Origin of the sequence: Arthrobacter sp. JSM 101049 (assembly GCF_041679245.1) — a bacterium.
In the GTDB taxonomy this organism is placed as follows: Bacteria; Actinomycetota; Actinomycetes; order Actinomycetales; family Micrococcaceae; genus Arthrobacter_H.
On sequence record NZ_JBGFFC010000002.1, the window covers coordinates 870,593 to 883,463 of the forward strand.

11 protein-coding genes and 2 tRNA genes are annotated in these 12,871 nt (G+C 67.0%); 7 read left to right on the plus strand and 6 right to left on the minus strand.

From position 1 onward, the window contains the following. Positions 1-100 precede the first annotated feature (100 nt). On the plus strand, positions 101-1,132 hold the full coding sequence (locus tag AB8M85_RS09300; RefSeq protein WP_372698496.1) for an LLM class flavin-dependent oxidoreductase: 1,032 nt from the start codon (positions 101-103) through the stop codon (positions 1,130-1,132). Between the two features lie 51 nt (positions 1,133-1,183). On the opposite strand, the gene AB8M85_RS09305 is transcribed toward AB8M85_RS09300, so the two are convergent. The 4 genes from AB8M85_RS09305 to AB8M85_RS09320 all read right to left on the minus strand — a co-directional run bounded on the left by AB8M85_RS09305 (position 1,184) and on the right by AB8M85_RS09320 (position 6,127). Continuing rightward, positions 1,184-1,444: a hypothetical protein gene (locus AB8M85_RS09305; protein WP_372698497.1), complete on the minus strand. Its 261-nt coding sequence runs from the start codon at positions 1,442-1,444 to the stop codon at positions 1,184-1,186. A gap of 322 nt (positions 1,445-1,766) precedes the next feature. Further along, positions 1,767-1,843 (minus strand) — tRNA-Val (locus AB8M85_RS09310). Positions 1,844-2,054: 211 nt separating this feature from the next. Continuing rightward, complete coding sequence (locus AB8M85_RS09315) at positions 2,055-3,881, minus strand: SH3 domain-containing protein (RefSeq protein WP_372698498.1); 1,827 nt, start codon at positions 3,879-3,881, stop codon at positions 2,055-2,057. A 215-nt stretch (positions 3,882-4,096) separates the two neighbouring features. After that, positions 4,097-6,127 carry a SpoIID/LytB domain-containing protein gene (locus tag AB8M85_RS09320; protein ID WP_372698499.1) on the minus strand — a complete coding sequence of 677 codons (2,031 nt, stop codon included), beginning with the start codon at positions 6,125-6,127 and terminating at the stop codon, positions 4,097-4,099. Between the two features lie 233 nt (positions 6,128-6,360). On the opposite strand from AB8M85_RS09320, the gene AB8M85_RS09325 reads away from it, so the two are divergent. The 4 genes from AB8M85_RS09325 to AB8M85_RS09340 all read left to right on the plus strand — a co-directional run bounded on the left by AB8M85_RS09325 (position 6,361) and on the right by AB8M85_RS09340 (position 8,744). Further along, positions 6,361-6,561 (plus strand): hypothetical protein, encoded by a 201-nt coding sequence (locus AB8M85_RS09325; protein ID WP_372698500.1) that lies wholly within the window; start codon positions 6,361-6,363, stop codon positions 6,559-6,561. A gap of 25 nt (positions 6,562-6,586) precedes the next feature. Continuing rightward, positions 6,587-7,342: an MgtC/SapB family protein gene (locus tag AB8M85_RS09330; protein WP_372698501.1), complete on the plus strand. Its 756-nt coding sequence runs from the start codon at positions 6,587-6,589 to the stop codon at positions 7,340-7,342. A 215-nt stretch (positions 7,343-7,557) separates the two neighbouring features. Continuing rightward, positions 7,558-8,241: a TMEM175 family protein gene (locus AB8M85_RS09335; RefSeq protein WP_372698502.1), complete on the plus strand. Its 684-nt coding sequence runs from the start codon at positions 7,558-7,560 to the stop codon at positions 8,239-8,241. 122 nt (positions 8,242-8,363) lie between these two features. Further along, positions 8,364-8,744 (plus strand): hypothetical protein, encoded by a 381-nt coding sequence (locus AB8M85_RS09340; protein ID WP_372698503.1) that lies wholly within the window; start codon positions 8,364-8,366, stop codon positions 8,742-8,744. Positions 8,745-9,343: 599 nt separating this feature from the next. Here AB8M85_RS09340 and AB8M85_RS09345 read toward each other — a convergent pair. Together AB8M85_RS09345 and AB8M85_RS09350 are read right to left on the minus strand one after the other, a co-directional pair. After that, positions 9,344-9,417 (minus strand) — tRNA-Thr (locus AB8M85_RS09345). Between the two features lie 109 nt (positions 9,418-9,526). Next, positions 9,527-10,396 carry a DsbA family protein gene (locus AB8M85_RS09350; RefSeq protein WP_372698504.1) on the minus strand — a complete coding sequence of 290 codons (870 nt, stop codon included), beginning with the start codon at positions 10,394-10,396 and terminating at the stop codon, positions 9,527-9,529. Between the two features lie 180 nt (positions 10,397-10,576). On the opposite strand from AB8M85_RS09350, the gene AB8M85_RS09355 reads away from it, so the two are divergent. Both AB8M85_RS09355 and otsB read left to right on the plus strand, forming a co-directional pair. Then, entirely contained in the window at positions 10,577-12,085 is a 1,509-nt protein-coding gene (locus AB8M85_RS09355) for a trehalose-6-phosphate synthase (RefSeq protein WP_372698505.1), read from the plus strand. A 2-nt stretch (positions 12,086-12,087) separates the two neighbouring features. After that, entirely contained in the window at positions 12,088-12,861 is a 774-nt protein-coding gene (otsB, locus tag AB8M85_RS09360; protein ID WP_372698506.1) for a trehalose-phosphatase, read from the plus strand. Positions 12,862-12,871 lie beyond the last annotated feature (10 nt).

Here is a 12,871-nt window from a genome sequence, read left to right on the forward strand (position 1 = left end):
CGCCGGGGGCAGGTGTGTCCAACGTCAATCGGGGTGGGAATACCGGGTGCCCCGAACGGGTTATTGTATGCGAATGCATCTAAACCAAACAGGAGGCCCCATGGCACAGCTTGAGATCGGCGTCGAGACCTTCGGCGACCGCACCGAGGACGAACACGGCAACCTGCTCCCCCATGCCCAGGTCATCCGCGACGTCGTCGAGGAGGCCGTGAGCGCCGACCAGGCAGGCCTGGACTTCTTCGGCGTCGGCGAACATCACCGCGACGACTACGCCGTCACCGCCCCCGAGGTCGTGCTGGCGGCCATCGCCGCACGGACCGAGCACATCCGGCTCGGTTCGGCCGTCACCGTGCTCAGCTCGGACGACCCCATCCGGGTCTTCGAGCGCTTCGCCACCCTGGACGCACTGTCCAACGGGCGGGCCGAGACGATCCTGGGCCGCGGCTCCTTCATCGAGTCGTTCCCGCTGTTCGGCTTCGACCTGGCCGACTACGAGGTCCTCTTCGAGGAGAAACTCGCCCTGTTCGCGAAGCTGCTCAAGGAGGAACCGGTCACCTGGAGCGGGCGCACGCGCAAACCGCTGAGCGGGACACGCGTCTACCCGCCCACGGCCAACGGCCTGACCGCTTGGGTGGGCGTGGGCGGCAGCCCCGAATCGGTGGTCCGCGCCGCCCGGCACGGCCTGCCGCTGTTCCTGGCGATCATCGGCGGGAACCCGCTGGCGTTCGAGCCGCTGACCCGGCTCTACCACCGCTCGCTCGAGGAGTTCGGCCAGGCCCCGCAGAAGATCGGCGCGCACCTGCACGGCCTCGTCGCGGACACCGACGAGGAGGCCGCCGAGATCCTCTGGCCGCACTACAAGCGGACCATGGACCGGCTCGGGGCCGAGCGCGGGTGGCCGCCTGCCAGCCGGATCCGCTTCAACGCCTCCGCCGGGGAGAACGGCAACCTGCTGCTCGGCTCCCCCGAAACCGTGGCCCGCAAGATGGCCACGATCACCACAACGCTGGGCCTGTCCCGCGTCGACATCAAGTACAGCGCCGGGACGCTCCCCCACGGACCCATGCAACGCAGCATCGAGCTGCTCGGCGAGAAGGTCAAGCCGATGGTGTTGGACATGCTCGAGGGCTGAACCGGTGCCGGAAGGCGAAACCTCCCATTGACTGCACACCGACGCCGAAACCTACGTAGCGGAGAGTTCCTCGATCGCATACGAGGAGGTAATCGGTTCGTCACTTCCGGCAACATCGATTTCTACGCGGACCCTGCCGTTGCGTTCCTCGATCACGGTCGCGTCGTAGGTTCGTGCCCCCAACGGAACCCTGACCACGGACCCGCGGATGAAACGGCCGGTCTTTGCGCTCGAGGGCTGAAGATAGGAACGCGGCACCTGGCTCTCGGACACGACCCCTCCGGCATTCTTTACTTTTCGATGAGAAGTCATGGTTCCCCTCCTACCAAGGATCGCTTCCGGTCAAGTCCTTTAAGTATGCGCCGATCGAGCTTCTTCACCTACCCCGGCTGACCCGGATAACGGGGAGCGTACGAGACCTGAAGCTCGCCGGCAAGGGAGACGCCAAGCCGGGCGAAGTCATTGCAAATGCACGTTTGCCGCGCCAGCTGGGCAGAGCCCCCGATCCCATGGAGTCACCATAGGTGCGGCGTCAACGACACCGAAAGGAGGAAGCGTGAGCCTGTGGAAAACGAGCGATCCCCCCGGCTTCCGACAGCGAAAAACCCCCGATGGATGCCGAGGGTTTTTCGTGTGGTGGATCTTACTGGACTCGAACCAGCGACCTTTCGCGTGTGAGGCGAACGCTCTAACCAACTGAGCTAAAGATCCGGGTGGTCCGCCGAGAAGGCGTACCTAGAAAGGGTACCGGAGCCCCCGCCGGGCACCAAATTCACGCGGGCCGAGTTCACCCGCCCTCCCCCACCATGTACGACGGCGGTGCCTCCCGGGTGCCCGCCGTCCCCTGCCGGGGTGGGAGGGGCACCGAGGGAGGCACCGCCGTCGTGCTGTGGCTTTTCCTGCAGCTACTTTTCCTGCGGTCCTACTTCAGGTACTTCGCCGAGGCGTAGCCAGTCTTGCCCTTGTAGGTCACCTTCGACCAGCCCTTGGACGTCGAGGTCACGGTGACCTTGGCGTTCCTCGGGATGACCAGCACGCGCTTCTTGGAGGTCGAGGCTCCCGCGCGCAGGCTGAGGTTCGCCGTCGTCTTCTTGGTGGTCTTCTTGGTGGTCTTCTTGGCCGGCGCCTTGGCCGCGGCCTTCTTCACCACGGGCTTCTTCGCTGCGGCCTTCGCCGCGGGCACGTTCTTCAGGTACGACGCCGAGACGTAGCCGGTCTTGCCCTTGTAGCTGACCTTCGACCAGCCCCTGGACGTCGAGGCGACGGAGACCTTGGCGTTCTTCGGGATCACCAGCAGGCGCGCCGTCGAGGTCGAGGCGCCCTTGCGCAGGCTCAGGTTCGCGGTGGTTTGCCGGGTGACGGACTTCGCCGGGGCCTTCGCGGGCGCCTTGACGACGGGCTTGGGCTTGGCGGCCGGCTTGGGGGCAGGCTTCGTGGCCGGCTTGGCGGGGGCCTTGGCCGGGGCCGTCAGGTAGGACGACGCGACGTAGCCGGTCTTGCCCTTGTAGGTGACCTTCGACCAGCCCTTGGACGCAGACGTCTCGGCGACCTTGGCACCCTTCGGCAGGACCAGTACCACCGCGTGGGTCGTCCCGGCCCCCTTGCGCAGGTTCACGTTGGACTTGACCTGCTTGGACACCGACTTCGCCGGAGCAGCCGGCTTCGCGGCCGGCTTCGGGGCCGGCTTGGGGGCCGGGTTGGCCGGGGTCTTCGCCGGCGCCTTCACCGGCGGCGTGGCCGGCCGGGTCCGGGTGAGGTAGCTGGCGGAGATGAACCCGGTCTTCGAGCCGTACGTGACGCGCATCCAGCCGCTGGCGGTGCCGGTGACCTTCACCCGGCCGCCCTGGGGCACCGTGCCCAGCACGGCGTACCCGGTGGAGGGACCCTGGCGGAAGTTCACGTTGGCGGTGGCGTAGTAGTAGAGGTTCGCGGCGACGGGCTTCACGTCGATGGACTGCGGGTTGGCGGCCACCCGGGTCGGCGAGATGGCGCCGTGCACGGCCCAGCCGTTGGTGCCGGACGCCTGCACCTTCACGTAGCCGTTGGCGTAGGCGCCGGGCACCGAGGTCATCGGCGTGCCCTTGCGGACCACCTTGACCAGCTTGGACGACGAGGACGCCGAGGCCCGCAGGTTCAGGTCGCTCGCGGCCCAGTAGCTGCAGCTCTTGGGCAGGGTGAAGTTGTAGACGGTGGTGGCGTGCCGCTTCATGTCGACGCCGTAGCGCTTCAACCAGGCCATCGGATCGATGGTCGGGCCCTTCATCCAGCCGGCGGAGCCCCAGACCTCGAAGTGCAGGTGCGGGGCGGTCGAAGCCCCGGAGCTGCCCACGTCGGCGATCCGCTGGCCGGCCTCGACGCTCTGGCCCGTCCGGACGTACTTCGCCGCGTTGTACATGTGGATGTAAGCGGTGTAGTAGGTCTTGCCGCCGAGGACGTGGCGCACGACGATGTAGCCGGCGGAGCCGCCCCGCGTGCCATTGTGCGTTGCGGTCACCACACCGTTGGCCACCGCGTAGATCGGGCTGCCGTTGTCGGCCGGGAGGTCCTGGCCCAGGTGCATCGTGGTGCCGTTGCGCACCGGGATGCAACGCGGGCCCTGGGTCGAGGAGAACCGATAGGTATTGGGCTTCAGCGGCGACACCACGGCGTCCTTAGCCGGTGCCGCGTAGGCCGGCCCGGCGCCGATGGCGCCGGCAACTAGGGCGACTGCGGACATGGTGGACCACAGCAGCTTTTTCGTCTTGTTCATTTTTCGCGCTCGACATTCACAAGTAGGGATAACGGTGTACTGCCCTTGATGTGGATGGAATGGGCAGCGGAAAACGCCGCTTCCCCCCTGCTTGCCGGCAGATGGCCGCAAGCGGCGCCGGACCACCCAGTTCCGGCGCACTTTTGATGATAAAGCAGGATCGGTGATCGCGGTATGGCCCGGATCTCGTTCTGCCCGACGGGCCCACGCACCACCTAGCGGCCCGCCACGCCGGTGATCCAGGCGCTTCGTGTGGCAACAGCGGAGCGGAACGTGGAACCGCTGATGGTGCGCACCGCGCCGGTCGCGGTCGTCGCGGTGGCCGACTTGATCGTCAGGTCGCTGTTCCGGGAGACCTTCACGCGGGTGACCTTGCCGGTGCCGAAGGCCCTGGCCATGTGCGCCTGGGACGCCGTGCTGGTCCAGGACCGGTTGGGGTTGCCGCTGGAGGGCAGCAGCGACCAGTGGTCATCGCGCGACTGCAGGTAGGCATGGTTGCTGCCCCAGACGGTGGCCGAGCTGCGGGTCTTGCCGCCGGTGGAGGAGGAGTAGACGGCGTCGATCAGCGACCCCGAGTAGAGCAGGACCGCCCCGGAGGTAGGCGTGCGGTTGGCGCTGCGGCGGTTCGTCGCGTCGACGGCGGCCTTCCAGCGCTTGCCGTAGTACGCGTTGGATCCCTCGTTCTCCTTGTTCCAGGCGGTGAATTTCTGGGAGGCGACCTCGTCGTAGACGTTGCAGTCGCAGCCCTTCTTCAGCGTGGACATGTTCCTCATGGCGTAGGTGCGTCCGGCCACGGCCTGCGCCTGCAGGGCGGCCGGCTGCCAGGAAGAGGGCATCTCGGCGAGCCCGTAGAGGTACTCGTCGTTCAGCCGCACGACGTTGACGAGGTTGAGCCTGCCGTTCAGGACGCCGACCTCGAGCTTGCCGTGCCGGTAGTTCACCGTGCCGGAGCCGTCATTGGCCTTCGGGACCGCCACCGTGGTGGGCTGCGAACCCGAACGCCAGAAGCGGGTGTTCTGCCAGACCACGGTCAGCTTCCCGCGCGGGGTGTAGGTCTTGGACCCCACCTTCGCGCTCACCTTGCCGGACTTCACCGCCAGCGCGACCTTGCCGGTCGTGGTGGCCAGCGCCTTCGTCCCGTCGAGGAGACGCAGCGAGCCGTTGGCTGCATCAATGGACGACGTCGATGCCGCCAGGATCTGCACGCGGATGTCCGATGCTGCCCGGGAGCTCGTGTAGGCCATCGTCGCCGGGGCGTAGTAGTGGTTCAGGATCTGCTTTGCACTCCGCCCGGCCTTGGCCTGGCCTTGGGCGCCGTACTGGCTCATGCCCACGCCGTGGCCCCATCCGGCACCGGAGACCGCGAAGGATGAGGGAACCCTGGTCGACGACGGCTTGGCCGCCGTCTTGAGGTAGGACGTTGCCACCCAGCCGGTCGTGGTGCCGTACTTGACCTGCGTCCAGCTTCCGGATCGTGCAGTCGAGCCGGTCTTCGTGACCGTGTCGCCTGCCGGGATCGTCGCGAGCACCGCGCCCGACGGCGCGCTTTTGCGCAGGTTGAGGTTCACCGTGGTGGCGAAGTTGGTGGCCGACGGCTTCGCGGGAGCAGGTTTCGGCTTCGCAACCGGCTTGGGCTTGGGCTTCGCGACCGGCTTCGGCTTCGGCTTCGCAACCGGCTTCGGCTTGGGCTTCGCGACCGGCTTGGGGACGTTCTTGAGGTACTTCGAGGACACCCACCCGGTCTTGCCGGTCGCAGCGACCTTCGACCAGGTGCCCTTCGTGGAGCTGACTGAGACCTTGGTCCCCTTTTTGAGGACCTTGACGACCCGGTATTTCGAGGAGGCACCGCTGCGCAGGTTCAGGGTCGCCGTCGTCATCTTGGCCACGGGCTTCTTCGCAGCAGGCTTCTTGGCCGGGGCCTTGGCGGCCGGCTTCTTCGCCGGGGCCTTCTTCTTGGCCGGGGCCGGCTTGGCCAGGTACTTCGACGACACCCAGCCGGTCTTCTTGCCGGCCGCAACCCGGGACCAACTGCCCTTAGTCGAGGAGACGCTGACCTTGGTCCCCTTCTTCAGGGTCGTGACCACGCGGTAGGACGTGGACGCCCCGGTGCGCATGTTGAGGTTCGCCGTCGTCTGCTTGGTCGTTGCCGCAGTCGCGGGGATCGCGGCGGGCCCCACCACCAGGCCGGCCACGAGGGTGGTCGCCAGTGCCATGGCGGCAAGCAGGCGCCGCGCATCGGTTTTCATCAACGGTGTCTCCATTCAAGGGGCCACCGTTTTGCGGGGCCGTTTACGTGGTCCGTTCGGCGTGTTGCCGCGGGCCTGCGGATCAGCACGTATATGCTTCGCGCGCGTGTCCGCCTGCTACTGTCGGCCACCGACGGGCAGCGGTAAGGCGTATCGCGAATTGATGGATGAGCAGGACGGGGAGGCTACGGAAGCCGTATCCCGCTCCAAGGGCGTGCGGTAGAGTCCGGGCCATGGATGTCGACCACACCCACGAGCTGCCGCGCACCAGCGCACCCGCCGCGCGTGCCCTGGCCACTGCCGGGATCACCTCGCTCGAGGAATTGTCCCGGCATCCGTGGAGCGAGATCGCCGAGCTACACGGCGTGGGGCCGAAGGCGCTGCGGATCTGGCAGGCTGCGCTAGACGAACTCGGGATCGGTCCGGCACGGTGATGCACTCCCCTCGGCAGGTCCGGCAATGATCCTCACCGTGGGAACGACGTGGTGGCAGATGCTCATCTGCCTGGCGGTCGCCCTGGTCCTCTCCACGGCGATCGGCTTCGAACGCCAGCTCAAGGCCAAGTCCGCCGGCATGCGGACGCATACCCTGGTGGGACTGGGGGCCGCACTGTTCACGATAGTCAGCAAGTATGGCTTCGCCGACGTCATCGCGGCCGGCGTGCAGGATCACATCAACCTCGACCCGTCCCGCGTGGCCGCACAGATCGTCTCCGGCATCGGCTTCATCGGTGCCGGCCTGGTCTTCGTGCGGCGCAACCGGGTTCGTGGCCTGACGACGGCCGCGTCCATCTGGCTGACCGCTGCCATCGGTACGGCGTCCGGGGCGGGGCTGGTCGTTCCCGCGGTGTTCGTTGTCCTGGCCCACTATCTCGTCGCCTTCGCCTATCCGTGGCTGGTTCGCCGGACCTCGCTCGGCAACCGCAGCGAGCACGCCTTGCAGGCTAGCTACGTCGATGGGACCGGGGCACTGCGGTCCATCCTGCAGGCGTGCACGAAGCAGGGCTTCCAGATCCAGGGCTTCACCACCCAGCGCGACAGCGGCGCCGGCGGGGCCATGAGCCGGCTCATGAAGGGGACCGAGCGGTCGATCCGCGCCGACGAAGTCAGCGTGGAACTCGAGATCGAGGGCACCGGAGACCTGGACGAACTTGTCCACCAGCTCTCCGAATTGGAGAACGTCACGGGAGTGACCATCGAGGACCAGACCGAATAGGGGCCACGTCGAACCGGTTGGAGGTTCTCCCCTTTTGCGCTTCGACGTCGGCCGGTCCTGCCCGGGTCGGCTGATGGGCGGAGACGCTCGCCTGAGTCCGCCGTCGCCGCCACTGCTGCGTGTCTGGCGCGTCCCCGCCGCAGGCGCAGTCCGACGCCTCCGGCAAGGGGTCGCTCAGGCCTTGTGAGGCCGTCCAGACCATGCCTTAATGACTCATGAGGAGCAAGCATCCGCTCAGCGGCCCGCCGCGGGAAATGTATGGGATTGGCAGGGTCGAGGCATTCTCCGACGGCGTCATCGCCGTCGCCATCACGTTGCTCGTCTTGGACTTGCGGGTCCCGGAACCCAGCGACGGCGGCAGTCTCGCGCACCGGCTGCTCGAATTATGGCCCAACTACCTCGCCTACGCCATCTCCTTTTTGGCCATCGGCATCATGTGGATCAACCACCACGCAGCGCTGCGCCGGCTGAAGTCGGTGGACCATACGCTGCTGGTGGTGAACCTGCTGCTCCTGTTGTGCATCGTGGCCCTGCCCTTCAGCACGTCGCTGTTCGCCACGTACCTCGACGTCGAGCCCGGCGGACATCTGGCCGCTGTCGTCTACGCAGGTTCCTTCCTTGTCACCTCCGTGGTGTTCCTCGGGCTCCAGTTCCTGATCATCGTGCGTAAACCACATCTCCTGCGCGTTCCCCTGACACGCGGGCGACAACGGTCCCTCCTGCTGCGCGGCGCGGTGGCGGTTCCGACCTATCTGGTGGCGGCGTTGCTGGGATTGCTCACGCCGTTGTTGACCCTGGCGGTGTGCATTGTGCTGGGAGTCTTCTACTTCATCCCGTTCCGGCCGACCGGTCCGAGCATGCCGGAACCCGCGGAAGACGCGGGCCTGGACGACTCCTGAACGATGAGGGTGGCGTCGCCGTAGCGGGGAGGGGCCGAGGACCGCTCTCGTGTGATGAAACACCGTCGAATCCATGTTGCTTTTCTGCTGATCTCGGACGTGGTTCCCCACATGATCGAGGCATGGATTCCCAAGCGAGGAACGAGATCTACGGGGACACCACACGCATGAACATCCACGACCCGGTCCGTGAACTGAACGAGAACGTAGGCACCACGGTGGTCCAGACCATGGCTGGCGTCAGGACCCGCACGTCACCCCACAGATGGGCCAAGCCCGACGGGCCGCAGCCCGGTGCCGAGGTCGAGGGCCGGCTCCGGCTGGGTTACCGCGCGTGGAGGACCCTGGAGATGGCCGAGGGGCGGGACGTTGCGCTGGCCTGGTTGTTGGGGTCTAATCCTCGGCTGGATGAGGACCTGCCGGTGATCGTCAGCCAGCAGCAGCGTACCCGCGAGGCCCTGGGTGCTGCCGAGGCCTTCGTCAACGACATCCACGCGGTGTGACGGACTTCCCGTGCCCCGACACGGGGCTATGGCTGGTCGAGGCGGCGGGCGAAAAGGTCTTCCGGGTTGCCAAGGACCGCTACGGGACGCCTTCCGTCCGCCGAAGCGAGCATGTTGGGCCGATGCACGTGGGATCGGATCCCGCGACGGCGATGCCCGAGGGCGCTTCGACACGATCGGGTCGACATCTACCTCGCCGATTCCCGAAAATGCACCTACGCCGAAGTTCTGGTCGGAATCCGGAAAGAGCGCGCCAAGATAGCCGCGGCGGCCCAGAGCATTTGCATGGGAGTGGACGACTCCCTCGGGGCGATCGCCGCCAACTGGGTCGCCATGCCTTGGGCCATCCCGGTCGACTGGCATGCACCGCTCCGTCTTCGAGATCCGGCTGTCCCGGCAGGGCTGGTGGGCGCAGATAGACCACCCGGACACAGTGAGGGCACTGGAGGATCTGGCGCCAACATTTGTGGCGACCAGGAAAGCGAGATTGGGGCCGTGCTGGAACCCAAAGTGGAAAGTTTATGGATACCACGGCCCAATTTGGGGCAACGCTTGAACCTCAATGCGCGCATAACGCCTAGTCAAACGAGGATTATTCGAGCCCCCTGCCGGATTCGAACCGGCGACCCCCTGTTTACAAGACAGGTGCTCTGGCCAACTGAGCTAAGGAGGCGTGTCTGCCGGAGCCCGGCAGCATGAACAAGATTAGCCCAGGTGCCCGCCGACGGGGAAAACGAGGGGCCCCGCTCCAGCGGGGCCCCTCGTTGCATGCCGGCTTGCGGCTACTTGTTCTCGGCGACGGCCTTGTCCAGGACCTGCTTGAAGTCCTCGGTCTGGATGTCCCACTCGTGACCGTCGATGTACGCGGCCGGCGTGCCGCCGACTTTGTATTCGTTGAACCCGGTGTTCACGAACTGCGCCCAGGGGCGGAACTTGTCGCTGTCCGCGCAGGCCGAGATGTCCCCGGCACCGGACTGCTGGGCGATCTCGGCCAGCTTTGCATTCGGCAGTCCCTCGCCGCCCTCCGGGGGCTGCTGCTCGAACAGCGCCGTCAGGTAGTCAGTGAATGCCTCGGGCTTGGCATCGGCGACGCAGGCCACGGCGTTGGCTGCCCGCGAGGAGTAGTTGGTGCTGGACATCCGGTCCAGGAAGGTGGCGATCCGGTATTCCAGGGTGATGTCGCCGTCCTCGACCATCTTGTTCAGGTCGGCGCCGTAGGTGGCCTCGAACTGCTTGCAGACCGGGCAGCTCATGTCGGCGTAGACCACGACGTGGACCGGCTCGCCCTCTTGGTGTTCGGTGATCCCGGCCGGAACCTGCTGGCCGTCGACGGTAGCCGGTTCGGGGATCTCGTTCTTGTCCACCGTCAGTTCGGGGGTCTCGACGAGGCCGTCGGAGGTGAGCGTATAGCCGCCGAATTGGTTCCCGTGGGCCGGGGCCGGACCGGCATCCGGGAAGCTCCCCTTGTTGTTCTGCACGATGATCGTCGCGACGATGGCGATGATCACCACGACGGCCACGACGACTCCGAGCTTCAGGAACAGCGATTTGCGCTTGGAGGCGGCCTGCTGCTGTTCGTAGAGCTTGCGGGCCTGTTCGCGCGCGGTAGCAGTCCTCTCGGCCTTGCTGGGCCGCGGGGCGTTTGATGCCATGGAAGAACTTTCCTTCGGTCAAGGATCGGTCGGGGAATTCCCACCTAGTTTAGGGCACCGAACCTGTGTGGCCGCCGTGAACGCCTTGTGTAGCATGACGCCCCGTAAGAATGCATGGGCGCGGCATGCCGCATAAGCTCGGGGCGAGAGGTACCGCCCAGCACGCCAAGGAGGCAAGCCGTGCCCAGCACCGCAAGCAGCAACCAGAATCCACCCAGTACGACGGCGTTACGCGAGCGCCGCGCGCCGGTCACCGCCGCGAAGAAGGCCGTCACCGGCGACTTCGACTTCGTCGTGGTCGCCAACCGGCTGCCCGTTGACCGCGTGACAGCTGAGGACGGCAGCGCCGAGTGGCGCCGCTCCCCCGGCGGACTGGTCACCGCCCTGGCCCCGGTCATGGCCTCCGCCGATGGCGCATGGGTCGGATGGCACGGGGCCACCGACGAGAAGCTCGAGGAGTTCAACGAGGACGGCATGCACCTGGTCCCGGTGCAGCTAAGCCAGGAGGACGTCGAGCTCTACTACGAGGGTTTCTCCAACTCGACCCTGTGGCCGCTCTACCACGACGTGATCATGCCTCCGGAGTTCCACCGCACCTGGTGGGACCGCTACCGGGAAATCAACATCCGCTTCGCCGAGTCCGCAGCCGCCTCCGCTTCCAAGGGGGCCACCGTCTGGGTGCAGGACTACCAGTTGCAGCTGGTTCCGCGGCTGTTGCGGGCCATGCGCCCGGATCTGAAGATCGGCTTCTTCAACCACATCCCCTTCCCGCCGATGGAGATCTTCGCCCAGCTGCCCTGGCGTCATCGGGTGCTCGAGGGGATCCTCGGCGCCGACCTCATCGGGTTCCAGCGCCAGTCCGATGCCAACAACTTCCTGCGCTGTGTCCGGCGCTACCTCGGCTTCACGGTCAAGTCCCAGCGGATCCACGTTCCGGACGAGGACGGCTCGCCCCGCCGGATCGCGCGCGCCGAGGCCCATCCCATCTCCATCGACTCGGCGCTCATCGCGCAGCTGGCCGAAGACCCGGCGGTCCTCGAACGCTCCCGCGAGATCCGAGCCGACCTCGGGGATCCGGACGTGATCCTGCTCGGCGTCGACCGGCTGGACTACACCAAGGGCATCCGCCACCGGATCAAGGCGTTCGGCGAGCTGTTGGCCGACCGGGAGCTGTCGGTGGGCCAGGCCACACTCGTCCAGGTCGCCAGTCCCAGCCGCGAGCATGTCGGCCACTACATCACCCTGCGCGAGGACGTGGAGGGAAGCGTCGGGCGGATCAACGGCGAATACGACACGATGAGCCACACCGCCGTGCGCTACCTGCACCACAGCTACCCCGTCGAGGAGATGGTCGCCCTCTACCTGGCGGCCGACGTCATGCTGGTCACGGCCCTGCGCGACGGCATGAACCTCGTGGCCAAGGAATACGTGGCCGCCCACGCCGACAAACGCGGCACCCTGGTGCTCAGTGAATTTGCCGGCGCCGCCGACCAGCTGCGCCACGCAGTGCTCGTCAACCCGCACGACATCGACGGGCTCAAGGAATCGATCATGGAGGCCATCCGCATGCCCGAGCAGGAATCGGCGCGCCGGATGCGCATCATGCGCCGACAGGTCACCACCAACGACGTCGCCCGCTGGTCCCGGGACTTCCTGGAATCCCTGTCGCGCACCGACGAGGAGGACTAGCCATGGGCCTCGACGCGGGACTGCGCCGGGCAGTCGACGGCCTGCGCGATGTCCGCCTGCTGCTGGTGGCCATGGACTTCGACGGCACCATGGCACCATTCGTCGACCGCCCGGAGGACGCCCGGGCGCTGCCCGCCTCCGCCGAGGCCTTCGCAGCACTCGGCGAGACCGCCGGGACGGCCACCGCCCTGATCTCCGGCCGGGACCTGCTCTCGCTGCGCGCAGCCGCCCAGCCGGGCCCGGAGGTCCTGCTCGTGGGCAGCCACGGCGCGGAGCTCTGGGCGCCCGAGGAGCTGGCGCCCGACGGCGCCGCGATCGAACTCGACGAGGCCCAAGCCGGCCTGCTCACCACAGTGGGCGCCCGGTTGGAGGAGGTCACCGCAGCGCATCCTGGCACGACGCTGGAACTCAAGCCCGCCGGCGTCGTGCTCCATGTCCGGCAGGCGGAACCGCAGGTGGGTGCCGACGCCCTGCGCGTGGCCCGGGACCGGCTGGAAGACCTGGAGGGCCTGACCCTGGGCGACGGCAAGAACGTCCTGGAGTGTTCGGTCGTCCACGCAGACAAGGGCGCGGGCCTGGCCTGGCTGCGCGACGTGGTCGATGCGGACGCGGTGCTCTTCGTCGGGGACGACGTCACCGACGAGGATGCCTTCGCCGTATTGGGGCCGCGGGACGTCGGCGTGAAGGTCGGCCCGGGCCGGACGCGGGCGGGATACAGGGTCGATGGAATCGGGGATGTCCCGGCCCTATTGCAAATGGTCCTCGACGTGCGATGATTGTGACACC